We start from the raw sequence: 23023 nt of genomic DNA on the forward strand, positions 1-23023 counted from the left end.
CACGGCAGCGGCGCACAGCACTCGTACACACCCCCAGTCCCCCGGTCACCCCCCGTCGACCGCCACGGAGCCGCCTCCTCCCCCCGCACGCAGCCCACCCAGCAACCGCTCCAGCGCCCGCTCCGTCAGGGCCGGTGCCTGCGGCGAGGCGTCGCCCCCGCGGGCCAGCCACAGCGCCGCCTCGTTCATCGCTCCCGAGAGCAGGCGTGCCAACGGCTCCACCGGCTGCTCGGCGATGACCCCGGACACCACCAGCGTGTCCAGCGCCTGGGCCAGGTGCCGGGCGGAACCGTCCTCGTCCATGGCCCGCCACTCGTCCCACCCGAGCACGGCCGGCGCGTCGACCAGGACGATGCGCCGCACCACCGGATCACGCCCGGCGGCAAGGAAGGCCCGGCAGCCCGCCAGCAGCTGCTCCCAGGGGTCCTCGTGGCGCTCGGCGGCGGCCGCGACCCGCTCCCCCAGCTCTTCCTGCACCTCGGCGACGACCGCGCGGAACAGCCCCGCCTTGCTCTCGAAGTGGTGGTAGGCGGCCCCCTTGGTGACCCCGGCCGCCCGCGCCACGTCGGCGAGGACCACGGCGTGGTATCCGTCGGCGGCGAATCTCCGCCGCCCCTCGGCCAGCAGGGCCCGCCGTGTCGCCGCCCGTTGCTCGGCCCTGGTGACCGCCATCCCGCCCGCTCCTCTCACCGTTTCACATACCCCGGGTATGTTAGCGTCCCGTTTCACATACCCGAGGTACGCCAAAACGGGCGCCCCGTACGACGAGCAGAGGAGCCACCCGCCGTGAAGACCAAGCTCGGCAGCTTCTATCCGGTGATCGCCACCCGCGACGTGGCCGCCGCACGCGACTTCTACGTCCGCCACTTCGGCTTCGAGGCGACCTTCGAGGCCGACTGGTACGTGAGCCTCCACCGCCCGGACGCCCCGCAGTACGAACTCGCCCTGCTCGACCACACCCACCCCACCCTCCCGGAAGGGCACCGCACGCCGGTGCGGGGCGGCCTCCTGCTCAACTTCGAGGTCGACGACGTCGACGCCGAGCACCGCAGGCTGGTCGGGCAGGCGGGCCTGCCGGAGGTGCTCTCCCTGCGTACGGAGGACTTCGGGCAGCGCCACTTCATCGTCGCCGCGCCGGACGGCGTACTGATCGACGTCATCACCGTGGTGGCGGCGGGCGAGGAGTACGCGGAGCAGTACACACCCGGGCACGCCCCGCAGGGCGGCTGATCGGACCGCCATTCGGTTGCAGCATGCGCAACGCCCTTTGCGTGTGCTGCGCGGTGACGGGCACTATGCCCCCATGGTTCCTGACTCGCCCTCCGCGCCGCCGTACGCCGCACCCTCCGTGCCCTACGCGCCCTCCCCCGCCCCCTCCGTTCTCGACCTCGCCCCCGTCGTCCCCGTGGTCGTCGTGGAGGACCTCGCCGACGCCGTGCCGATGGCGCGGGCCCTGGTGGCCGGAGGCCTGCCCGCGATCGAGGTGACGCTGCGGACGCCGGTCGCGCTCGACGCGATCCGGGCCATCGCCGCCGAGGTGCCGGACGCGGTCGTCGGCGCCGGCACCGTGATATCCGCGCGGAACGTCGCCGACTCCGTGGCGGCCGGCGCCCGCTTCCTCGTCAGCCCCGGCTGGACGGAGTCACTGCTGGCGGCGATGGAGGGGTCCGGGGTGCCGTTCCTGCCCGGCGTCTCGACGACCTCGGAGGTCGTGGCGCTGCTGGAACGCGGCGTCAGTGAGATGAAGTTCTTCCCCGCGGAGGCCGCCGGCGGAACCGCCTACCTCAAGTCCCTCGGCGGCCCACTGCCCCAGGCCCGCTTCTGCCCGACCGGCGGCATCACGCCCGGCACCGCGCCGACGTATCTCGCACTGAAGAACGTCGGCTGTGTGGGCGGCAGTTGGATGCTGCCCTCCGACGCCGTCGCGGCGAAGGACTGGGCGCGCGTGGAGTCCTTGGCGCGGGAGGCCTCCACCCTGCGGTGACGCTCCGGGCGCCCTACCGCAGGTGCGACGTGTCGTTCAGGAGGCGCAGTGAGGCGTTGCCGTCGGCGTAGTACGCCACCGCTGATACCGAGGCCGCCGCCAGTTCCATGCGGAACAGGGACTCCGGCGGGGCGCCGAGCGCGAGGCGCACCAGGGTCTTGATGGGCGTCACGTGGGTGACGAGCAGGACCGTGCGGCCCGCGTACGCCGAGGTGAGGCGGTCGCGGGCGGAGGCCACCCGGCGGGAGACCGCCGCGAACGACTCACCGCCCGGCGGCGCCACCTTCGGTGAGGCCAGCCAGGCGTTCAGCTCCTCGGGGTGGCGCTCGCGCACCTCGCCGAAGGTGAGCCCTTCCCAGGCCCCGAAGTCCGTTTCGCGCAGGCCGTTCTCGATGTGGACGTCGAGCCCTAGGCGGGCGGCGACGGTGTGCGCGGTCTCCTGGCAGCGCTTGAGCGGCGAGGAGACGATCGCCTGGATCGTGCCGCGCGCCGCGAAGGCGGCCGCCGCGCGCTCGGCCTGCTCACGCCCCACGGCGGACAGGGACGGATCGGTGCCGCCGCTCCCGGAGAACCTCTTCTCGGGCGTCAGCGGGGTCTCGCCGTGCCGCAGCAGTACGAAGGTGGCGGGCGCTCCGAGGTCGGCGGGGGCCGCCCAGCCGACGGGCGGGGTCGTCCGCGCCGCGCCGCTCGCCGCCCGCCGGTCGGCGCTCTCACCGGTCGCCACAGCCCCGCCGGTCGCGACGGCCTCACCGGTCACGACAGCGCCGCCGGTCGCCACAGCCTCACCGGTCGCCACGGCCTCACCGGCGACGGCGGTCGCATCATCCACGGGGTCGCCGTCACGTCAGCCGAAGGCCTCGCCCCGCCAGTGCCGCCCGCGCCCTCGCCGCCCCGCCACCGCGTCACCCGGCGGGCCGGACGGCTCCGGTGCGGCGGCGGCCGCCGCGCGCGCGGCCCTCGCGTCCAGCTCCGCGGTCGACGCCGACGGCGACCACGCCACGCCCCGCCTGCCCGCGTCCATCGCCTCGTTGGCGAGCCGGTCCGCGTGCTTGTTCTTCTCGCGCGGGATCCACTCGTACGTCACCTGGGACGACGGGAAGACCCGCGCCGCCTCGGCCGCGAGCGGCTTCATGTCGGGGTGCTTGATCTTCCAGCGGCCCGACATCTGCTCCACGACGAGTTTGGAGTCCATGCGGACGTGGACGGAGGCCCTCGGGTCGAGCTGGTGGGCGGCCTTCAGGCCGGCCACCAGGCCCTTGTACTCCGCGACGTTGTTCGTCGCGACGCCGATGTACTCCGCGGCCTCCATCAGGGTCTCCCCCGTGGCCGCGTCGATGACCACCGAGCCGTAGCCCGCGGGCCCCGGGTTGCCCCGGGAGCCGCCATCGGCCTCGACGATGAACTCGCGCATGGAGCAGGGTCCTTACAGGCCGGACTCGGACGTACGGACCAGGATGCGACGGCAGTTCTCGCACCGCAGGACGGTGTCGGGGGAGGCCGCCTTCACTTCGTTGACCTCGGTGATGTTGAGCTCCAGGCGGCAGCCCTCGCAGCGCCGCTGGTAGAGCTTGGCCGCGCCGACGCCGCCCTGCTGCGCGCGGAGCTTGTCGTACAGCTTGAGGAGGTCGGCCGGGATGGAGGCCGAGACGACCTCGCGCTCCTTGGTGGCCGTGGCCATCTCGCGGTCGAGCTCCTCGGACGCGGCGTCCCTGCGGCCCGTCGCGTCGTCGATCTTCGCCTGGATCGAGGAGACCCGCTCGGTCAGCTCGGCGACCCGCTCCTGCGCGGACTCCCGGCGCTCCATGACCTCCAGGACGACGTCCTCCAGGTCACCCTGGCGCTTGGCGAGCGAGGCGATCTCGCGCTGGAGGTTCTCCAGGTCCTTGGGGGACGAGACCGCGCCGGAGTCCAGGCGCTGCTGGTCGCGGGCCGCGCGCTGACGGACCTGGTCGACGTCCTGCTCCGCCTTGGTCTGCTCGCGGGCGCAGTCGCCCTCCTCGGTCGTCGAGGCGACGAGGAGGTCGCGCAGCTGCGTGAGGTCCTTGGTCAGCGACTCGATCTCGGCGTGCTCGGGAAGGGACCTCTTCTTGTGCGCGAGCTGCTGAAGTCGGGTGTCCAGGGCCTGGACGTCGAGCAGTCGGATCTGGTCGGCGGGCGCGGCGTTCAGTTGGGGGCTCCTGTTGAGTTCGGGGTTGAGGCCGCGTGGGCGGTCCAGGGGTCGGTGACCGTGTGCGAGACGTGGACGCGAAGGCCCCATCCGTTGCGGTCGGAGATCTGATCGAGCTGGGCTGCGGCCAGCTCGCACCAGGGCCACTCGGTGGCCCAGTGGGCGGCGTCGAGCAGCGCCAGCGGTGTGCGTTCGCGGGCCTCGGAGGCCGGGTGGTGGCGCAGGTCGGCGGTGAGGAAGGCGTCCACACCGGCGGCGCGCACGTCGTCGAAGAGGCTGTCGCCGGAGCCGCCGCTCACCGCGACGGTGCGGATCAGCGCGTCCGGGTCGCCCGCGGCGCGGATGCCCTGCGCGGTGGCGGGCAGCCGCTTCGCCGCGCGCTCGGCGAGCTCGGCGAGGGTCAGCGGGTGTTCGAGCTCGCAGATCCTGCCGAGCCCGCGACGGCCGTGGCGGTCGGTGGGGTCCGGCACGAGGGGGCGTACGACCCGCAGGTCGAGGGCGCCCGCGAGCGCGTCGGAGACGCCCGGGTCGGCGCGGTCGGCGTTGGTGTGCGCGACGTGCAGCGCGACGTCGTTCTTGATGAGGTCGTGGACGACGCGGCCCTTGAAGGTGGAGGCCGCGACCGTCGTCGTACCGCGCAGGTAGAGCGGGTGGTGGGTGACCAGGAGCTGGGCTCCGAGCCGCACCGCCTCGTCGGCGATCTCCTGGACGGGGTCGACGGCGAAGAGGACCCGGGAGACCTCCGCGTCGGGGTCTCCGCAGACCGTGCCGACCGCATCCCAGCTCTCGGCCAGATCGGCGGGCCACAGGGCGTCGAGGGCGGCGATGACTTCAGACAGACGGGGCACGGGGAAAGGCTACCTTCCCGCTGCGCTCGGCATACCTGGCCTTACCTGGAGTGGCCGGGCGGCTACGGAGCGCCCCCTCCTCAGGGCTGTGCGGATGCGTCTGCGGGTCTTCTGTGGTTGCTCGCGCAGCCCCGCGCCCCTTACGGGGCCCGCCTGCTACGGGGTTCCCTCACGGGGCGAGGTGGGTCTTGAGGTCGCCCAGGACCTCGTTCGCCGTGCGTCGGCCCGGTCGATCTTCTCGGGGCTGATCTCGGTGGCGAGGTCGTTGATCCGCTGGTTCTCGGGCCGCGGAGACCCGTGTCGTCGAGGACCGCTTCCCGTACGCGGCGAGCTCGCTGCCGAGGATCAAGTCCGGCTTGAGCGCGGCGATGGCTTCCAGGTTGAGGGAGTTGATCATGCCGACGTCCTTGGGGCTGCCGGCCTCCTTCTTGAGGTAGCCGGGGACGCCGTCGTCGCCCTCGGTGGGGGCGTACCCGACGGGCTTGACGCCCAGCGAGACCACGTTGCCCAGCTCGCCCACGTCGAGTACGACGACGCGCCGGGGTCGCTTCTTCAGCTCGGTCTCGCCGCGGGCGTGCTCGATCGTGCGCGGGAACTCGCCCGGCTTCGCCGTCGTGCCCATCTTCGCCATCCGCTCGGCGGCCGCGCCGCGGGGACCGGGATCGTACGGCTCGTGCGGTCCGGGGGAACTCGGACATCGGGACTCCGAAGGTGCGCTGCCCGGACCGGCCGAGCTCAGGTTCGCCTGACTTCAAGCAGTGCCGCCCCGCGCAGCACAACCGCCCCCGCCCCCTCAGGCCAACCCGGACATCTCCACCCTTCTGTGTGAAGCGGACAGCCGTGCACCCCACGTCAGCGCGTACGAACCTAGCGTCGAAGGCGGAGGTGACACCGACCATGACAGCGGCAACGATCACGGTGGACGGTTCCTACGCGGCACGGCTCGCACGGCGGGGCGACTCCTGGTTCCCCGAGCGCTGGACGCTGGACTCCCCCGAGCCCTACGCGGTGCCGCTCGCCGGCCACCAGCCCGAGGAGCCCGGCACCGAAGTGCTGCCGCTGAGCGACGGGCGCGTCCTCATCCACCGCCTGGTGGACGGACGCCACGCCTTCGCGCTGCTCTACCCCACGGGCCCGGAGACCGGCGAGATCCCCCTCGGCGGCGTGGAGTGCGAGGGCGGGTTGAGCCTGCTGCCGCCCGCCCCGGACGGCACCCGCGCCTACGCCCTCGCGGTCGGCGCCCGCTCGACGGACGTATGGCTGGTGGCGGGCGGCTCCTTCGGCCCCGAGCACGTCGCCGAGGTGCCCGGGCGCTGCTCGGGCGGCGTCTGGCTGGACCGTACGGGGCGGCTGCTCGCCCTGGACCGGGAGTCGGCCGGGTGCGTCAAGACGGTGGCCGTCGACCTGGAGCGGGGCGGCGAGGTGTCTCCGCTGCTCCAGATCGCCGAGGGGAGCGACGACCGGCTGCTGCTCGCCGACGCGGACAGCGGCCTGCTCCTCATCCGTTCGAACGCGCCGGGCCACGACCGGCTCGGCTGGGGCGTGCTCGGCGGCACCCTCCCCGTCCGCTTCCCCGAGTCGCTGCGCCTCGCGGACTGCGCGGTCACGCCGTTCGCGATCCAGCCGGGGCAGACGCTCCTCCCGGAGGGCTGCGCGGTGGCGCTGCGGATCGACGGCGCGGCGGGCACCTGGCTCGGCGTCTGGCGGCCCGCCGAGCGGCGCATGCGGCAACTGGCGGCGCCGGTGGGCTGGTTGGCCGGTTCGGGGCACTGGACGCGGGACGGCGTGCTGCGACTTCCGTACGTGACGCGGGACGTGCCCTGCGGTGTCGCGCGGGTGACGGCGCCCCCGCAGCAGCTGCCGGACGCGCCGTCGCTCAAGCCGGTACCGCCCCCCGCGCCCCGGCCCGTGCCCCTGCAACAGGCGCCCCTCGGCGGGCGGGTGGCGGCCGGTTAGACTCGGCCGGCTGCACGAAGGATCTTCTTACGGGGTGAGTAGAGAGATGTCGACCGAGGCCATAACGGAGACACAGACGGAAGCGCAGTGGACGACACAGCGGGAGACGCCGTGGACGACACAGCGCGAGACACAGTGGGAGACCGATCCGCGGCAGGCGACGGCCGCCGCGACCTCGACCGCACGGTCCGGCGCCGGTAGGCACCGCGGGCCGGTGGCCGAGCACGACGAGGCCACCGCGCCGAGGGGCCGCCACCGCAGGCAGCCGTCGGACTCCTGACGCACCGAAGCACGCACCACCACACGCACCGCGTCGCGGAGAGCCCCGCCCAAAGGCCGCCACAAGCGGCCCCCGGGCGGGGCTTCCCTGCGTTTCCACCAAGAACCGCCTACCCCGCTTTCAGAACTTCTCCCGCTTCAGGCCTTCTCCCGCTTCAGGCCGAGCACCTCGGCCGCCGCGAACGTCTCGGCCGGGGGGCGCGTCGCGTAGTACGGCGAGATCAGCTCGTCCAGCTCCTCGAAGGTGAACGCCTCCTTCGCCGCGTCGAACTTCGCCGCCACCTTGGGGCGTTCGACGATCGCGACCATCCCCCCGTGGACCACGAGCAGTTGGCCGTTGACGCGGCCGGCGGCGGGCGAGGCGAGATAGCCGACCAGCGGCGACACGTGTTCGGGCGCGAGCGGGTCCAGCCGGCCGTCCGTCGGCTCCTGGAACCCCTGGAAGACGTCCTCGGTCATCCGCGTCCGCGCGCGGGGGCAGATCGCGTTGGCCGTCACGCCGTACTTGGCGAGCGCCAGCGCCGTCGACGTCGTCAGTCCGACGATGCCGCCCTTCGCCGCCGCGTAGTTGGGCTGGCCCGCGGATCCGGCGAGGAACGCCTCCGACGAGGTGTTCACGATCCGCCCGTACACCGGGCCGCCCGCGGCCTTGGAGCGCTCGCGCCAGTGGACGGACGCGAAGTGGGTCGTGTTGAAGTGGCCCTTGAGGTGGACGCGGATGACCGAGTCCCACTCGCCCTCGCTCATCGAGAAGATCATCCGGTCCCGCAGGATGCCCGCGTTGTTGACCAGGATGTCGAGCTTTCCGTACGTGTCGACCGCCAGCCCGATCAGCGTGCGGGCCTGGTCGTGGTCCGCCACGTCGCCGGTGTGGGCCACGGCCTGCCCGCCCTTGGCCCGGATCTCGGCGGCGACCTCCTCGGCGGGCGCCGCCGACGCCTCACCGGAGCCGTCGCGCCCCGGCTGCCCGAAGTCGTTGACGACGACGCTCGCGCCGAGCCGGGCCAGTTCCAGGGCCTCGGCGCGGCCGAGCCCGCGGCCCGCGCCGGTGACGACCGCGGCCAGACCCTCAAGCGGCAGTGGCAGTGACAGTGACAGTGACATCAATGTCCCCCATGTCCTCTCAGATCTCGATGCACGTACGCAGGGCGGTCCCGGTACGCATCTGGTCGAGGGCCTCGTTGATCTCGGTGAGCCGCACCCGGTGCGTGATGAGGTTCTCCAGATCGATGCGGCCCGCCCGCCAGAGCGCGATGGCGCGTTCGTACGACTGGAGGACGTCGCCCCCGCCGTACATGGAGGGCAGGATCCGCTTCTCGTCGAAGAACAGCTCGAACATGTTGAGCTGGAGGTGGTCGTCCATGGCGCCCGCGCCGACGACGCACAGCGTGCCGCCGCGCCGCGTCGTCTCGTACGCCGTGCGGGCCGTGGCGGACTTGCCGACGACCTCGAAGACGTAGTCGAAGCCCTCGCCCGCGGTGATCCGCTGCTTGGCGTCGGCCAGCCCGTCGGGCGGGACCGCCTCCGTGGCGCCGAAGCCGAGCGCCGCCTCCCTGCGCGAGGCGACCGGGTCGACCGCGACGATCTGCGCCGCGCCCTTGAGCCTGGCCCCCTGGATCGCGGAGATGCCGACGCCACCGCAGCCGATGACGGCCACCGACGAACCGGCCCGCACGTCGGCGGTGTTGATGGCCGCGCCGAGCCCCGTGGTCACCCCGCAGCCGATGAGCGCCGCGATGTCGAAGGGCACGTCGTCGGGGATCGGCACGGCGCACCCGGCGTCGACGACGACCTCCTCGGTGAAGGTGCCCGTGCCCGCGAAGCCGAAGACGTCCCCGCCGGGGCGCTTGAAGTTGGGGGTGCCCGCGTTCATGAAACCGGCGAGACAGAGCTGGGTCTGGCCCCGCTTGCAGGCGGGGCAGGTGCCGCAGGCGGGGAGCCAGCTCAGGAGGACCCGGTCGCCCGGCGCGAGACCGCTGACGCCGTCACCGACGTCGAGGATCTCGCCGGCGCCCTCGTGGCCGGGGATGAAGGGCGCGGGCTGCGGCAGCACGCCGTTCATCGCGGAGACGTCCGAGTGGCACAGGCCGGTGGCCCGGATTCGGATCCTCACCTTGCCCGGACCGAAGCCCAACGCCTCCACGTCGTCGAGGACTTCGAGCTTGTCCTGGCCTATCTCGTGCAGTACGGCTGCGCGCATGGTGCGGCTCCTCTCGGCGTACGAAGCTCCGGGCCCGCCCCGAAGCGGCTCAGACGTGCTCGACGACGGTGTCGGCGAGGACCGGCGCGTCGTCCCGTTCGACCGCGGTGACCGTGGCCTGGACGCGGCCCTCGGTGCGCCACATGCGGATGCGCAGGGTCTCGCCGGGGAAGACGACGCCGACGAAGCGGGTGCCGTAGCTGCGCACCCGGGACACGTCGCCGTCCAGCTGCGTGTCGACGACGGCCTTGAGCGTCATCCCGTACGTGCACAGCCCGTGCAGGATCGGCTTGTCGAAGCCGGCGAGCTTCGCGAACTCGGGGTCGGCGTGCAGGGGGTTCCAGTCACCGGAGAGGCGGTAGAGCAGTGCCTGGTCCTCGCGGACGGGGCGCTCGATCTCCAGGTCGGGGTCGCCCTCGGGGGCGGGCAGCCGGGTGGAGGGTCCCCGGTCGCCGCCGAAGCCCCCTTCACCGCGTACGAAGATCTGGGCGTCGCTCGTCCACAGCGGGCCCTCGTCGTCGGCGGCCTCGGAGCGCAGGACGAGGATCGCCGCCTTGCCCTTGTCGTACACCGCGGCGACCTTCGAGGTGGTCATCGCCCTGCCGCCCACGGGAATGGGGCGGTGCAGCGTGATGGTCTGGCCGCCGTGCAGCACCGCCGCGAGGTCCACCTCGATGCCGGGGGCGGAGAGGCCGCCCATCATCCCCATCCCGGCGCCCGCGACGGTGGCGAAGCTGGGCAGGACGTGCAGCCTGGATTCCAGCGTGTACCGCAGTTCGGCGGGGTCGGTGGCGGGCCGTCCCGCGCCGAGGCCCAGGTGGTAGAGCTGGACGTCCTTGTGGTCCCAGGTGATCTCGGCGGACCGGGGTTCGGCGGCCACGGCCTTCGCGGCGTCAATGGGCATGGGGCGGCAGCTCCTTGGGCTCTTCGGCCGACAGCGGAAGACCTCGGTGCGGCCGTCCGCACCGTCGACCGCACCGAGGTCGCAACAGGGCCGTTCTAGAACGCGTTCCAGTCCGGCGTCCCATGTATAGCCGAGCCCCGGGGAGTTGTGAAGGCTCCGGACGCGCGCCGCCTGACGCAGCGTCAGATCAGCTGTCCTGAGAGCCGGCCCCCCGGGAGGCGGCCGTCCGCTGCGCCGGCATCCACAGGAGCAGCATCACCACGCCCGCCAGCAGGATGAACCCGCTCGTGCGGAACGCCATCGCGTAGCCGTCCGTCAGCGCCTGCCGCGACGTCGAGCCGTCCATCTGCGCCGCCGCCACCGTGGAGAGCACCGCGAGGCCGAGCGCGCCGCCCATCGTGCGGGAGGTGTTGATCAGGCCCGAGACGAGCCCCGCGTCGCCCGGCTGCGCGCCCGACGTGGCGAGGGAGGCGAGCGGGGTCGTGGCGAGGCCCGCGCCGAACATCATCACGATGCCGGGCAGCATGATCGAGGTCATGTACGCCCCGTCGACCGTCATCGTCGACTGCCAGCCGAAGCCCGCGGCGGCCACCACGATGCCGAGCACGGAGACGTTCTTCGCGCCGAGCACCGGCATCACGCGCGGCGCCAGCATCGAGCCGAGGACGATGGTGAGGGACGACGGGATGAGGGCGAGGCCCGCCTTGAGCGGGGAGTAGTCGAGGACGTTCTGGGCGTACAGCGTCATGAACATCCACATGGCGAACATCCCGCCGCCGCACATGAACATCGCGGCGTTCGCGGCCGACACCGACCGCACCCTGAACAGCTTCAGCGGCATCAGCGGCACCTTCGTGCGCGCCTCCACCACGAGGAAGGCCGCGAGCAGCGCGAGCCCGGCCGCCAGCGGCACCAGGGTCGCCGCCGCCGTCCAGCCCTTCTCCTCGGTCTGCACGATCCCGTACGCGAGGGTGGCGAGCCCGGCCGTGACGAGCACCGCGCCCGGCACGTCGAGGCGGCGCGCCTGGCCCGCCCTGCTCTCGGTGAGCCAGGCCAGCCCCGCGACGATGACCAGGGCGCCGATGGGGACGTTGATCAGGAGCACCCAGCGCCAGGAGAGCAGGTCGGTGAGGGCGCCGCCGACCAGGCCGCCGGCCGCGCCGCCGCCCGCGCCGACCGCCGACCAGACGCCGATCGCCCGTATGCGCGCCGGGCCCTCGGGCACGGCCGAGGTGAGGATCGTCAGCGTCGACGGCGCGAGGATCGCGGCGCCGAGTCCCTGGACGGCCCGCGCCGCCAGGAGCTGCCACTCGGCCTGCGCGAGGCCGCCGCCGAGGGAGGCGGCGGTGAAGAGGCCGAGGCCGAGAAGGAACATCCGCTTGCGCCCGAAGAGGTCGCCGGCCCGGCCGCCGAGCAGCATGAAGCCCGCGAAGGCGATGGAGTAGGCGTTGACGACCCACTGGAGTCCGATGGCGCTCATGCCGAGGTCGGCCCGCATCGAGGGCAGCGCGGTGTTCACCACCGACACGTCGAGGACGACCAGGAACTGGCCGGCGCAGGCGGCGAGCAGGACCGCCCACACCGGGGCGGACTTCTTCGGCGGGGCGGTTGCGGCGTCGGGGGTGTAAGTGGTGGAGGGCGTCTGGACCATGACGACCATCCTCTCAAGCCACACGAGCCGCACGCATCGAAAATTGGCTGGACCCGCCTGGGCCGAAGGGCCTAGGCCTCCGGGCCGCACGCCCCCCCGGCCGCGGCACCTGGGATCGGGGCACGTACCCAGGCCGACGACGCCTGACATCCGGCCCCCGAGCCTCTACCGACGCGGCGGCATCCGGCCGCCGACACCCCCACACCCACACGGCGGCACCCGGCATCCCCGGCCCCCCGCTTCCGCCGACGCAGCGACACCCGGCCGCCGACACCCCCACACCCACACGGCGGCACCCGGCATCCCGAGCCCCCCCGCTTCCGCCGACGCAGCGACACCCGGCCGCCGACACCCCCACCCCCACGCGCCGCGGCACTGCCCGGCAGCCGAGGCCACCCCCGCCCGCGCGACGGCGCGCCGAGGGTCTCCGGGGCCGCGTCCACCGTCGCAGCGGCCCTGGCCTCGACCCGGCACCTCCACCACCACAGCCGACCAGCCCCGACCATCGGGGCACCGCAGGCACCGCAGTACCACCGCCCGCCCCGCCGCCACACCGCCGTCCGGAACCCCGAGGTCCCTGCCCGCAGCAGCACCCGGGCCCAGAACTCCGCCCCCTACCGCCGCAGCACCGTCACCACCACCGCCCCGCCAAGACCGATGTTGTGCGCGAGCCCCACCCCGGCGCCCTCGACCTGCCGCGCCCCCGCCTCGCCCCGCAGCTGCCAGGTCAGTTCGGCGATCTGCGCGATGCCGGTCGCGCCGAGCGGGTGCCCCTTGGAGATGAGGCCGCCGGAGGGGTTCACCACCCAGCGCCCGCCGTATGTCGTCGCGCCGCTCTCGACGAGCTTCCCGGACTCGCCGGGCGCGCACATGCCGAGCGCCTCGTACGTCAGGAGTTCGTTGATGGAGAAACAGTCGTGCAGCTCGATGACGTCCACGTCCTCGATGCCGAGTCCGGACCCCTCGTACACCTGCCGCGCCGCCTCCCGCGACATCGGCTGTCCGACGACGTCGACGCACGAGCCGGAGGCGAAGGACTCGGCGGTGTCCGTGGTCATGGCCTGGGCCGCGATCTCCACGGCCCGCCCCGCCAGGCCGTGCCGTTCCACGAACCGCTCGGAGACGACGACCGCGGCCGCCGCGCCGTCCGAGGTCGGCGAGCACTGGAGCCTGGTGAGCGGCCGGTGGACGGTCTTGGCGGCGAGGACCTCGTCGACGGTGTACGCGTCCTGGAACTGGGCGTACGGATTGTTCACCGAGTGCCGGTGGTTCTTCGCGCCGACCGCGGCGAGCTGCGCCTCGGTCGTGCCGTATGCCTCCATGTGCTCGCGCGCCGCGTCGCCGAAGATCTGCGCGGTGGGCGGGGTCATCTCGAAGCCGTGCCGGGCGGCCATGATCTCGTAGTGCCGGGCCACGGGGGATGTCTTGAAGTCGCTCCCGTCCCCGCCCCCCAGCGAGCCGCGCGCCATCTTCTCGAAGCCGAGCGCGAGCACGCAGTCGTTGAGTCCGCCCTCGACGAACTGCCGGGCCATCATCAGCGCCGTCGCCCCGGTCGCGCAGTTGTTGTTGACGTTGTAGACGGGGACACCGGTCAGGCCCAGTTCGTAGACGGCGCGCTGCCCGGCCGTCGAGGGCTGGAAGCAGTACCCGACGGGGACCTGCTCGACGGCGTCGTACGCGACGCCGGCGTCCTCCAAGGCCTTGGTGCCCGCCTCCTTCGCCATGTCCCAGTACTGCCACTCGCGCGTCTCGGGCTTCTCGAACTTCGTCATCCCGACGCCGACGACGTACGCCTTCATGGTGGTCCCTTCGCTGTCGGACGGTTCAGTCACGGGGCAGGCCGAGGATCCGCTCGGCGACGACATTCAGCTGGACCTGGGTGGTGCCGCCCGCGATGGTCAGGCAGCGCGACATGAGAAAGCCGTGCAGCGCCCGCTCGCCCGCGCCCTCGCGCACCGCGCCCGCCGGGCCGAGCAGCTCAAGGGCGAGTTCGGCGACCTTCTGCTGGTGCGGCGTCTGGATGAGCTTGCGCACGGAGGCGCCCGCGCCCGGCTCGGCCCCGGCGACCTGCCGGATCGTCGTCCGCAGCCCGATGCAGGCCAGCGCGTGCGCCTCGGCGACGAGCGCTCCGACGCGGGCCCGCAGCGCGCCGTCGAGACCGGCGGCACGGGCGATGAGCGCTTCGAGGCCGGTGTCGAAGGTCAGCTGGTCGGCCATGTGGACGCGTTCGTTGCCGAGGGTGTGACGGGCCACGCGCCAGCCGTCGTCGACCTCTCCGACGACCGCGTCCTCGGGGAGGAGTACGTCGTCGAAGTACACCTCGTTGAAGAGGGACTCCCCGGTGATCTCCTTGAGGGGGCGGATGTCGAGCCCCTCGGCGTTCTTCATGTCGACGAGGAAGTACGTCAGCCCCTTGTGCTTCGGCGCGTCCGTGTTCGTGCGGGCGAGCAGGATGCCGTGGTCCGCCCACTGGGCCGCGCTCGTCCACACCTTCTGGCCGTTGACGCGCCAGCCCGCCTCGACGCGTTCGGCCCTCGTCCGCAGGGAGGCCAGGTCGGAGCCCGCGCCCGGTTCGCTGAAGAGCTGGCACCAGAGGAGTTCCCCGCGCAGGGTGGGCGCGAGGAAGCGCTCCTGCTGCTCCTTCGTGCCGTACGCGATGAGGGAGGGCACCACCCAGGTCGCGATGCCGAGATCGCTGAGGGTGACCTCGGCGGCCCGCAGCTCCTCCTGGATGACGAGCTGCTGGACCGGCCCGGCGCCGAGGCCGTAGGGCTCGGGGAGGTGCGGCGCGGCGTAGCCGGTGGGGGCGAGCGCCTTGCGTGCGGCGGCGGGGCCGAGGCCGCGGGCCCGGGTGATCACCTCGCGGGCCCGGGCCCGGTAGGCCTCCGCCCGCTCGGGCAGTTCCAGGCGCAGCTCCCTGCGCGCGCCGCCCTCGGCGAGCCGCACGGCGCGCAGCCGGTGCGCGTCGCCCGCGCCGAGCAGCTGCCGCGCCACGACGGCTCTGCGCAGATACAGGTGGGCGTCGTGCTCCCAGGTGAAGCCGACGCCGCCGAGGATCTGCACGCAGTCCTTGGCGCAGGAGTACGCGGCGTCCAGGGCCGTGCCCGCGGCGAGCGAGGCGACCAGGCTCCGCGCGGCGTCCGGCAGGCCGGGCTCGTCGGCGGCGCGGGCCGCGTCCCAGGCCAGGGCGCGGGCCTGCTCGACGCGGACCAGCATGTCGGCGCAGAGGTGCTTGACGCCCTGGAACCGCCCGATGGGCCGCCCGAACTGCTCGCGCACCTTGGCGTGTGCGGCGGCGGTGTCCAGCGCCCAAGCCGCGGTGCCGCAGGCGTCCGCGGCCAGTACGACGGCGGCCAGGTCCCGCACGAGCGCGCGGTCCACCGCGAGGACCCGGTCCGCCGGGACGTGCGTGGCGTGTGCGGTCACCTCGGCCGTGGGCCGCGTCGGGTCGGCGCTGTCGTGCGTACGCGTGGCCAGCGCGGCCGCGTCGACGGCCAGCCACACCGGGCCCGACGCGTGGACGGCGGCCAGGATCAGCAGGTCGGCCTCGGCGCCGGAGAGGACGGGCGGCGCCGTCCCCTCCAGGACGTACCCGTCGCCGACGGACACCGCGGTGAGCGTGCCCGCGTCGAGCGCGACGGCACCGACGCGGGTGCCGGCCGCCAGCTCGGCGGCCATCGCGTGGGCGCCCGCGCGGCGCAGTACCAGCGAGGCGAGGGAGCTGGACAGGAGCGGTCCCGGGAGCGCGGCCCGCGCCGCTTCCTCGAGGACGACGGCCAGGTCGAGCAGGTCACCGCCGCCGCCTCCGCACCCCTCGGGCAGGTGCGCGCCGAGCAGCCCCTGCCGGGCGAGGCCGTCCCAGTGGGCGGGGCGGCCGCCGGCAGGGGGGTCGTCGAGCAGCTCGCGTACCGAGTCCGGCGGGACGGCGCGCGCGATCCACCCGCGTACGGCCGCCGCCAACTCCCCTTGTTCCCGCGTGATTGCGATCCCCATGGGCATCCTCGCCGGTAGCAGCTGCCGGGACCGCGACAGAGTAGAACACGTTCCAATGCGACGGAAGACTGACGGGCAGTCAGATGGAGTGGCGACCGCCGAAGCCGGTGACGAGTCGGTCAACGAAAGGTCAAGGCCCCCTCTCGAAGGTCAAGGCTTCCCCTCGTACGACATCCGTCGGAATAGTCGCCCGGGGAAACAGGTTCGCTTTACACGTACCCCCTGGAGTGTCCGACCTTCCGCCCTGGAGGCCCCACGCAATGTCGATGACGACGACCCACCCACGCGGCATACGCGGAGTCGTCCCCGTACTCGCCTTCTCCGGCATCGTCGTCGCGGTGATGCAGACCCTGCTCGTGCCGGTCATCAAGGACCTGCCGGCCCTGCTGAGCACCGCCCCCTCGAACGCCACCTGGGTCCTGACCGCGACCCTCCTCGCGGGCGCCGTCGCCACGCCGATCATGGGCCGCCTCGGGGATCTCTTCGGCAAGCGGAAGATGCTGCTCGCCAGCCTCGCCGTGATGGTCGTCGGCTCGCTGGTCTGCGGTTTCACCGACGATCTTGTCGTGATGATCGTGGGCCGCGCCCTCCAGGGCTTCGCCATGGGCGCCATCCCGCTCGGCATCGGCCTGATGCGCGACCAGCTGCCCCGCGAGAAGCTCGGCTCCGCGATGGCCCTGATGAGCTCCTCCATCGGCGTCGGCGGCGGCATCGCGCTGCCGCTGGCCGCGCTCGTCGCGCAGCACGCCGACTGGCACGCGCTGTTCTTCGGCGCCGCCGGTCTCGGCGTCCTGGCGATGGCGCTCACCCTCGTCTTCGTGCCGGAGAGCCCCATGCGCGCCAAGGGCACCTTCGACGTGCTCGGCGCGCTCGGCCTCTCCGCCGGGCTCGTCCTCTTCCTGCTGCCGATCACCAAGGGCAGCGACTGGGGCTGGAGCTCGGGCACCACGCTCGTCCTCTTCGCTGCCGCGGCCGTCGTCCTCGTCCTGTGGGGCGTGATGGAGCTGCGCGTCAAGGCGCCGCTGGTGGACCTGCGCACCACGGCCCGCCGCTCGGTGCTCTTCACCAACCTCGCCTCGATCATGGTCGGCGTCGCCTTCTACGCCGTCTCGCTCGTCCTGCCGCAGCTGCTCCAGCTGCCGTCCGCCACCGGCTACGGCCTCGGCCAGTCGATGGTCGTCGCGGGCCTGTGCGTGATGCCGCTCGGCCTGACGATGATGTTCACGGCGCCCGTCTACGCCCGCCTCTCCGCGAAGTACGGCCCGAAGACCACCCTCATCCTCGGCATGCTGATCATCGCCGTCGGCTATGGCGCGGGCCTCGGCCTGATGAGCGCCGCCTGGCAGACCATCGTGATCTCGGTGGTGCTCGGCGCGGGCATCGGCCTCGCCTACTCCTCGCTTCCCGCGCTCATCATCGGCTCGGTCGACCCCTCCGAGACGGGCGCCGCCAACGGCCTCAACACCCTGATGCGCTCCATCGGCACCTCGGTGTCGTCCGCCGTGATCGGCATGGTCCTCGCCAACACCGCGGACCACGTCGGCGGCGTCGCCGTGCCCACCATGCACGGCTTCCGCCTCTCCTTCCTGATCGCCACGGGCGCGGTCGTCATCGGCCTGTTCTTCGCCCTGCTGCTGCCCGCCGCCCGCCGCCCCGCCACGACGCGGCTGCGGGCGAGCAGCGAGGAGGACGCCAACCTGGAGCGCGCGGCCGAGGTCCTCGCGGGCTTCCACGGCCGGGTGCACGGCGTGGACGGCGCCCCGCTGCCCCGGGCGAAGGTGACGCTGATCGACCCCCGCGGCAAGCAGGCGGGCGCCGCCCTCACCGACTCCGATGGCCGCTACGCCCTGACCGTCCCCGCCGACGGCTCCTACGTCCTCGCGGCCACCGCCACGGGGCACGCGCCGCGCGCCTCGGCGGCGGCGTACCACGGGGACGACCGGCCGGTGCGGGTCGACCTGGCGCTGACGGATTCTTCCGAGGAGAGCGACGTCCCGGCCTGACGTACGTACACATGCGTATACGCGGCCCCGCACGCCGCACGCACCCCCGTCACGCCGGTGGCGGGGGTGCCGTGCATCATGGGCGCCGGTGCCGCCCGCAACGCGCGGCACCACCCATTCGTACGTATGACCTGGAGGAAACCGTGGCCGTGGCCGCCGAACCCACGCCGGAGGTCCTCGCCGCGTTCGAGGCCGCCAAGGGCTTCATGCCGCGCGGTGAGGGGCTCGCGCTGTACGCGGCCGCGACGGAGGCCGCCGCGCTCGGCCTGCCCCTGCTGGAGGTCGGCACGTACTGCGGCCGCTCCACGATCCTGCTCGCCGACGCGGCCCGCGCGGCCGGGGTGAGCGCGATCACCGTGGACCACCACCGCGGCAGCGAGGAGCAGCAGCCCGGCTGGGAGTACCACGACCCCGAGACGGTGGACCCCGAGATCGGCCTGATGGACACGCTCCCCACCTTCCGCCGCACGCTGCACCGGGCGGGCCTGGAGGAGCACGTGATCGCGGTCGTCGGCCGTTCGCCGCAGGTGGCGAAGGCGTGGGGCGGGGCGCTCGGCCTGGTCTTCATCGACGGCGGGCACACGGACGAGCACGCCACCGCCGATTACGAGGGCTGGGCGCCGCACGTCGCCGAGGGCGGGCTGCTCGTCATCCACGACGTGTTCCCCGATCCGGTCGACATCATGACCGGGCAGGCGCCGTACCGCGTCTATCTCAGGGCGCTGGCGTCCGGGGCGTTCACCGAGGTCTCGGCGGTGGACTCGCTGCGCGTGCTGCGGCGAACGGGAGCGGGGATCTGACCTCGCCGATAGGCTCGCCCTCGTGTCGTACGTAGGTCCGGAATTCGATCCCTCCCAGCCGCCCCGCCGCCGCATGGGCCGCCCGCTGGCCGTGACGGTGGCCGCGCTGGTGCCCACCTGCCTGGCCGGCTGGCTGGTCTACCAGGCGACGAGCGGGCCCGACGGGAACGAACCGGCGAGATCGCTGCCGGCGTCGTCCAGTCCGTCCGCCGATCGGTCCGCGCCCTCCGAGGCCGGCCCACCGTCCCCCTCGAAGTCGGACAAGGGGCAGGAAAAGGACAAGGGCAAGGACAAGGGCGAGGACGGCAAGGGCGACGGCAACGATTCGAGTACGAAGCCGCCCACGCGCCGCCCCGCCGTGGACGGGCCCCTCAAGGGCAAGGTGGTCGTCGTCGACCCCGGCCACAACACGGGCAACTTCCGTCACACCGCCGAGATCAACCGCCAGGTCGACATCGGTACGAACCGCAAGGAATGCGACACCACGGGCACGTCGACCAACGACGGTTACACCGAGGCCACCTTCACCCTGGACGTCGCCCGCCGCCTGCGCACACTCCTTGAGAGGCAGGGCGCCACGGTCAAGTTCACCCAGGACGGCGACCGCCCCTGGGGCCCGTGCGTCGACGAGCGCGCCCGGATCGGAAATGAGGCCCGCGCCGACGCGGTGGTCTCCATCCACGCCGACGGCTCGGGCGCGGGAAACCGCGGCTACCACGTGATCCTGCCCGCGAAGGTGAGGGGCGGCGCGGCCGACACCTCCCCGATCGTCGCCCCCTCCCGGGAGTTGGGCGAGCGCATCGCCGGAAAGTTCCTGAGCGCGACGGGCAGCGCCCCCTCCAACTACGTGGGCGGCGGCACCGGCCTGGACGTCCGCAGCGACCTCGGCGGCCTCAACCTGTCCACCGTTCCCAAGGTGTTCATCGAGTGCGGCAACATGCGGGACGCGAAGGACGCGGCGCTCTTGAAGAGCGCGGAGTGGCGGCAGAAGGCGGCGCGGGGCATTTCCGAGGGAATCGACGGGTTCCTGCGGGGATAGCGCGTGAACGTCCGCGTACCAAGTCGTGCACGTCTTTATCCCGAGCAGACACCCGCTGTGTACGGACGATATTGTCCTCCCTACGATGAGGGGCCACCCCCGCGCTTCGCGCACCGCGGCACGAACGCGACTACGGCGACAGCGACGCCTCCACTGACGAGACGACTGACGAAGGACCTGAAGTGAATTTCCGCTCCCTCACTCGAGGCGACGGCGTGGTGATCGGAGCAGCGGTGTTGCTCTTCATCGCCTCGTTCCTCAATACGTTGGACCCTGATGGCGGCGACAGTGACAAGCTGCCCAACGCCTGGGAAAACGGCAACCTGCTGATCAGCGTGTACCTGCTCGGCATCATCGGTGCCGCGCTCATCGTCGTGGGCCGCGCGATGCCGCAGCAGCGCAAGGTCGCGGGTCTCGACCTCGGCCAGCTCGGGGTGGCGTTCACCATCGCCTCCGCCTTCAGCTCGCTCGGCGCGATCTTCGACACCGACCAGTCGTACGGCTTCTTCTTCGATAACAGCCTGGGTGGGGGCGGCGAGTCCCCCGACGCCGGTGTCGGCCTCATCCTCGGCCTGATCGGCGCGCTCGTGCTGGCCGCCGCCGCGGTCGCCACGCAGATCGTCCCGGCCCTGAAGGCCCCCCTCATGGGTGCCCCGCGTCCGGCCGCCCCGGGCCCCTACGGCGGTCAGCCGCAGGGTGGTTACGGCTACCCCGGCGCCGGTGCCGGTCAGCCGCAGCCGGGTGCTCCCTACGGCGGCCAGCCCGGCCAGCCGCAGGGGCAGTCCTTCGGTGGTCAGCCGCAGCCGCAGGGCGGGCAGACCCCGCCGCCCGCGCAGGCGCAGGCGTCCGGTGACTTCTCGCCGTTCTGGTTCGCCGTGCCGGTGCCGCGTCCGCTGTACGCGGAGGACGGTTCGCCCACGCCGATCGCCGAACTGGCGCCCGGCACCTGGTACTTGGCCGTCGAGCAGCGCGGCGCGACCCTGGTGGCCCAGACGCAGGACGGCCGCCGCGGCGTGTTGCAGGACACCACGGGGATCCAGCGCGGCTGACCCCACAGGCACTGCGCGGCCCCTCGCCCTTCCGGGTGGGGGGCCGTTGTCGTACAGTCTCCCGCCAGTGCGTAGCTGACGTAACGTCAGGAACCAGGAACGGGAGGGCGCGCCTATGCGGCTCGGGCTGGCACTCGGCTACTGGGGGCGCGGACCTGACCCCGATCACGTCGCCCTGGCCCGGGAAGCCGAACGGCTCGGGTACGACTCGGTCTGGACGGCGGAGGCCTGGGGCTCCGATGCCTTCACCACGCTCACCTGGATCGCGGCGCGGACCTCGCGCATCAGGCTCGGCACGGCGGTGGCGCAGATGGCGGCACGCGCACCCACGACCACCGCGATGCACGCGCTCACACTGGACCACTTGTCCGGGGGCCGCGTGCTGCTGGGGCTCGGGCTCTCCGGCCCGCAGGTGGTGGAGGGCTGGTACGGGCGGCCCTTCCCGAAGTCGCCGCTGACCGCGACCCGGGAGTACGTCGAGGTCGTCCGCCAGGTGCTGCGCCGCGAGGGCCCGGTGGAGGTCGCCGGCCGCTTCCACGCCCACCCCTACCGGGGTGCGGACGGCACCGGCCTCGGCAAGGCGCTCAAGCCGATCACGCATCCGCTGCGGGCAGGGCTGCCGGTCCTGCTCGGCGCCGAGGGGCCGAGGAACATCGCGCAGACGACGCGGCTCGCGGACGGCTGGCTGCCGCTGTACTGGTCGCCGACGCGCACGGACGTGTACCGGCCTTCGCTCGGCGACCTGCGGGAGGGCTTCATGATCGCCCCCATGGCGCGGGCGAAGGTCTGCGACGACGTCGCCGAGGGGCTGCTGCCCGTCAAGGCCATGCTGGGCTTCTACATCGGCGGCATGGGGCACGCCGCCCGCAACTTCCACGCCGACCTGATGGCGCGCATGGGGTACGAGGAAGAGGCGCGGCAGGTCCAGGAGCTGTTCCTCGCGGGGCGCAGGGAGGAGGCCGTGCTCGCGGTGCCGGACGCCTTCGCCGACGAGATCTCCCTGGTGGGCCCGCGCGAGCGCATCGCGGAACGGCTGGCCCTGTGGCGCGCGGGCCCGGTCACCGACCTGCTGGTCCTCGCGCCGGACCCGCACACCCTGCGTGTCCTCGCCGAGCTCAACTCCTAGGCGCCGCCTAGCCGTTCCTCAGCTGGCCGGTCGAGGGCACCTTGTCCTTGACCTCCGCGCCCGCGCTCTTGCCCGCGTCCTTCACGGAGTTGATGGCGCCGTCGAAGGAGTTCACGATCGAATCCGTCGATTCGCCCTTGCGGAGCTTGCCGGGCAGGTCCTTCAGGGCGTCGATGCCGGCCGTCAGGGGCGCCACCGCCTTGGAGAGGGTCGGGTCGCCCTGTGCGTTCTTCGTGGCCGCCTTCAGCCTGTTGTACGTGAACGCGCCCGCGAGGCCCGCCTTGACCAGGGCCGTCGTCCGGCCGTTCGCGCCCTTCTTGAACTTGCCCGCGCGGTAGGGCTTCACGATCCACTGGTACGTGGCGCCCGCGGCGAGGCCCGCGTTGGCGACGAAGCGGGTCTTGGCGAACTTCTGCTTCTCGGCGGTGCTGGTGCCGGACGGCGCCGTCGCGGTGTCCTTGTCGTCGCTGCCGCAGGCCGTCGCTCCGACGAGCAGCGTGCAGCACAAGGTGAGGGAGACTCCGGCGCGGCGGACGGATACGGGGCTGGGCACGGCAGCGGCCTCCAGAGGTGAGCGGTCCTCCCCGCAGCCTCGCCCCGACCGCCGGGGGCCGCCACCGGGGCGCGGCCGTCCGGGTTTCATCGGGCGCGAGCCCGGTACCCGGTCCCCATGTCCCCAGGTCGACGCACACGCGGAAACAGCGCAGCGCAGATCATCGTGGTCATCGCGGATGTCATGGCCCTGATCCTCGGGCTGTGGATCCTGATGTACCTCCTGGACGCCAATCGCGCCAACGACCTCGTCCAGTTCGTCCACGACGTGGCCCGCTGGCTCGCGGGGTGGTCCCATGACCTGTTCACCTTCGACGAGGCATGGGCCAGGGTCGTCGCGGGCTACGGCCTCGCGGCGGTCGTGTACCTCTTCGTCGGCCACGCGGTCGCAGGCCGGCTGCGCAGGTACTGAGCGCGGTGTCGGGGCGGTCGGGACCGGCCGCCCCGATGCCGGACGAGGCCCGCTCCGCCC

20 protein-coding genes and 2 pseudogenes are annotated in these 23023 nt (G+C 72.9%); 10 read left to right on the plus strand and 12 right to left on the minus strand.

Going from position 1 to position 23023, the window contains the following annotated elements; genetic code table 11:
• Positions 1–45: 45 nt before the first annotated feature.
• Positions 46–672, minus strand: a complete 627-nt coding sequence (locus KKZ08_RS11355; protein WP_223774345.1) for a TetR/AcrR family transcriptional regulator — start codon at positions 670–672, stop codon at positions 46–48.
• Between the two features lie 114 nt (positions 673–786).
• Between KKZ08_RS11355 and KKZ08_RS11360 the strand changes: the two genes are divergently transcribed.
• Positions 787–1230, plus strand: a complete 444-nt coding sequence (locus KKZ08_RS11360; protein ID WP_223774346.1) for a VOC family protein — start codon at positions 787–789, stop codon at positions 1228–1230.
• A gap of 73 nt (positions 1231–1303) precedes the next feature.
• Entirely contained in the window at positions 1304–1984 is a 681-nt protein-coding gene (gene eda / locus KKZ08_RS11365) for a bifunctional 4-hydroxy-2-oxoglutarate aldolase/2-dehydro-3-deoxy-phosphogluconate aldolase (RefSeq protein ID WP_223774347.1), read from the plus strand.
• Between the two features lie 13 nt (positions 1985–1997).
• Here eda and KKZ08_RS11370 read toward each other — a convergent pair.
• The 4 genes and pseudogenes from KKZ08_RS11370 to KKZ08_RS11385 form a co-directional block, all read right to left on the minus strand.
• Positions 1998–3395: pseudogene (locus KKZ08_RS11370) on the minus strand (bifunctional RNase H/acid phosphatase).
• Positions 3396–3407: 12 nt separating this feature from the next.
• Entirely contained in the window at positions 3408–4151 is a 744-nt protein-coding gene (locus KKZ08_RS11375; RefSeq protein WP_223779006.1) for a C4-type zinc ribbon domain-containing protein, read from the minus strand.
• On the minus strand, positions 4148–4999 hold the full coding sequence (locus KKZ08_RS11380; RefSeq protein WP_223774348.1) for a Nif3-like dinuclear metal center hexameric protein: 852 nt from the start codon (positions 4997–4999) through the stop codon (positions 4148–4150). Before KKZ08_RS11380 ends, KKZ08_RS11375 begins: the two co-directional genes overlap by 4 nt.
• Positions 5000–5215: 216 nt before the next feature.
• Positions 5216–5642, minus strand: a pseudogene (locus tag KKZ08_RS11385) (hypothetical protein); the annotation flags it as partial.
• A 254-nt stretch (positions 5643–5896) separates the two neighbouring features.
• Here KKZ08_RS11385 and KKZ08_RS11390 point away from each other — a divergent pair.
• Both KKZ08_RS11390 and KKZ08_RS11395 read left to right on the plus strand, forming a co-directional pair.
• Positions 5897–6955 carry a hypothetical protein gene (locus KKZ08_RS11390; RefSeq protein WP_223774349.1) on the plus strand — a complete coding sequence of 353 codons (1059 nt, stop codon included), beginning with the start codon at positions 5897–5899 and terminating at the stop codon, positions 6953–6955.
• A 34-nt stretch (positions 6956–6989) separates the two neighbouring features.
• A complete protein-coding gene (locus KKZ08_RS11395; RefSeq protein ID WP_223774350.1) occupies positions 6990–7235 on the plus strand; it encodes a hypothetical protein in 246 nt (81 codons plus the stop codon).
• Between the two features lie 137 nt (positions 7236–7372).
• On the opposite strand, the gene KKZ08_RS11400 is transcribed toward KKZ08_RS11395, so the two are convergent.
• The 6 genes from KKZ08_RS11400 to KKZ08_RS11425 form a co-directional block, all read right to left on the minus strand.
• Positions 7373–8326: a 3-oxoacyl-ACP reductase gene (locus KKZ08_RS11400; protein WP_223779007.1), complete on the minus strand. Its 954-nt coding sequence runs from the start codon at positions 8324–8326 to the stop codon at positions 7373–7375.
• A 31-nt stretch (positions 8327–8357) separates the two neighbouring features.
• Positions 8358–9434, minus strand: coding sequence for a Zn-dependent alcohol dehydrogenase (locus KKZ08_RS11405; RefSeq protein WP_223774351.1), 1077 nt, complete (start codon positions 9432–9434; stop codon positions 8358–8360).
• A 49-nt stretch (positions 9435–9483) separates the two neighbouring features.
• Positions 9484–10338 carry a MaoC/PaaZ C-terminal domain-containing protein gene (locus KKZ08_RS11410; protein WP_223774352.1) on the minus strand — a complete coding sequence of 285 codons (855 nt, stop codon included), beginning with the start codon at positions 10336–10338 and terminating at the stop codon, positions 9484–9486.
• 187 nt (positions 10339–10525) lie between these two features.
• Positions 10526–11989 carry an MFS transporter gene (locus KKZ08_RS11415; RefSeq protein ID WP_223774353.1) on the minus strand — a complete coding sequence of 488 codons (1464 nt, stop codon included), beginning with the start codon at positions 11987–11989 and terminating at the stop codon, positions 10526–10528.
• A 614-nt stretch (positions 11990–12603) separates the two neighbouring features.
• A complete protein-coding gene (locus KKZ08_RS11420) occupies positions 12604–13788 on the minus strand; it encodes a lipid-transfer protein (protein WP_223779008.1) in 1185 nt (394 codons plus the stop codon).
• Between the two features lie 25 nt (positions 13789–13813).
• Positions 13814–15982: an acyl-CoA dehydrogenase gene (locus KKZ08_RS11425; RefSeq protein WP_223774354.1), complete on the minus strand. Its 2169-nt coding sequence runs from the start codon at positions 15980–15982 to the stop codon at positions 13814–13816.
• A 260-nt stretch (positions 15983–16242) separates the two neighbouring features.
• Between KKZ08_RS11425 and KKZ08_RS11430 the strand changes: the two genes are divergently transcribed.
• The 5 genes from KKZ08_RS11430 to KKZ08_RS11450 all read left to right on the plus strand — a co-directional run bounded on the left by KKZ08_RS11430 (position 16243) and on the right by KKZ08_RS11450 (position 21999).
• Positions 16243–17985 carry an MFS transporter gene (locus KKZ08_RS11430; RefSeq protein ID WP_223774355.1) on the plus strand — a complete coding sequence of 581 codons (1743 nt, stop codon included), beginning with the start codon at positions 16243–16245 and terminating at the stop codon, positions 17983–17985.
• A gap of 206 nt (positions 17986–18191) precedes the next feature.
• Complete coding sequence (locus KKZ08_RS11435) at positions 18192–18785, plus strand: class I SAM-dependent methyltransferase (protein WP_223779009.1); 594 nt, start codon at positions 18192–18194, stop codon at positions 18783–18785.
• Between the two features lie 22 nt (positions 18786–18807).
• A complete protein-coding gene (locus tag KKZ08_RS11440; RefSeq protein WP_223774356.1) occupies positions 18808–19824 on the plus strand; it encodes an N-acetylmuramoyl-L-alanine amidase in 1017 nt (338 codons plus the stop codon).
• 182 nt (positions 19825–20006) lie between these two features.
• Positions 20007–20873 (plus strand): hypothetical protein, encoded by an 867-nt coding sequence (locus tag KKZ08_RS11445; protein ID WP_223774357.1) that lies wholly within the window; start codon positions 20007–20009, stop codon positions 20871–20873.
• A gap of 115 nt (positions 20874–20988) precedes the next feature.
• A complete protein-coding gene (locus KKZ08_RS11450) occupies positions 20989–21999 on the plus strand; it encodes an LLM class F420-dependent oxidoreductase (protein WP_223774358.1) in 1011 nt (336 codons plus the stop codon).
• Between the two features lie 7 nt (positions 22000–22006).
• Here the strand turns inward: KKZ08_RS11450 and KKZ08_RS11455 are convergent, their stop codons facing one another.
• Positions 22007–22552: a hypothetical protein gene (locus tag KKZ08_RS11455; protein WP_223774359.1), complete on the minus strand. Its 546-nt coding sequence runs from the start codon at positions 22550–22552 to the stop codon at positions 22007–22009.
• 117 nt (positions 22553–22669) lie between these two features.
• Between KKZ08_RS11455 and KKZ08_RS11460 the strand changes: the two genes are divergently transcribed.
• The gene (locus KKZ08_RS11460; protein ID WP_223774360.1) at positions 22670–22963 is read left to right on the plus strand and encodes a hypothetical protein; all 294 of its coding nucleotides are present in this window, start codon (positions 22670–22672) and stop codon (positions 22961–22963) included.
• The last annotated feature ends 60 nt before the right edge of the window (positions 22964–23023 follow it).

It is taken from the genome of Streptomyces sp. 135 (assembly GCF_020026305.1).
GTDB lineage: Bacteria > Actinomycetota > Actinomycetes > Streptomycetales > Streptomycetaceae > Streptomyces.

Coding starts and splice junctions, on each gene's coding strand:
- KKZ08_RS11450 (WP_223774358.1), top strand. CDS start 20,989: ATGCGGCTCGGGCTGGCACTCGGCTACTGGGGGCGCGGACCTGACCCC.
- KKZ08_RS11390 (WP_223774349.1), top strand. CDS start 5,897: ATGACAGCGGCAACGATCACGGTGGACGGTTCCTACGCGGCACGGCTC.
- KKZ08_RS11420 (WP_223779008.1), bottom strand. CDS start 13,788: ATGAAGGCGTACGTCGTCGGCGTCGGGATGACGAAGTTCGAGAAGCCC.
- KKZ08_RS11415 (WP_223774353.1), bottom strand. CDS start 11,989: ATGGTCCAGACGCCCTCCACCACTTACACCCCCGACGCCGCAACCGCC.
- KKZ08_RS11405 (WP_223774351.1), bottom strand. CDS start 9,434: ATGCGCGCAGCCGTACTGCACGAGATAGGCCAGGACAAGCTCGAAGTC.
- eda (WP_223774347.1), top strand. CDS start 1,304: ATGGTTCCTGACTCGCCCTCCGCGCCGCCGTACGCCGCACCCTCCGTG.
- KKZ08_RS11355 (WP_223774345.1), bottom strand. CDS start 672: ATGGCGGTCACCAGGGCCGAGCAACGGGCGGCGACACGGCGGGCCCTG.
- KKZ08_RS11410 (WP_223774352.1), bottom strand. CDS start 10,338: ATGCCCATTGACGCCGCGAAGGCCGTGGCCGCCGAACCCCGGTCCGCC.
- KKZ08_RS11430 (WP_223774355.1), top strand. CDS start 16,243: ATGTCGATGACGACGACCCACCCACGCGGCATACGCGGAGTCGTCCCC.
- KKZ08_RS11425 (WP_223774354.1), bottom strand. CDS start 15,982: ATGGGGATCGCAATCACGCGGGAACAAGGGGAGTTGGCGGCGGCCGTA.
- KKZ08_RS11460 (WP_223774360.1), top strand. CDS start 22,670: ATGTCCCCAGGTCGACGCACACGCGGAAACAGCGCAGCGCAGATCATC.
- KKZ08_RS11435 (WP_223779009.1), top strand. CDS start 18,192: ATGCCGCGCGGTGAGGGGCTCGCGCTGTACGCGGCCGCGACGGAGGCC.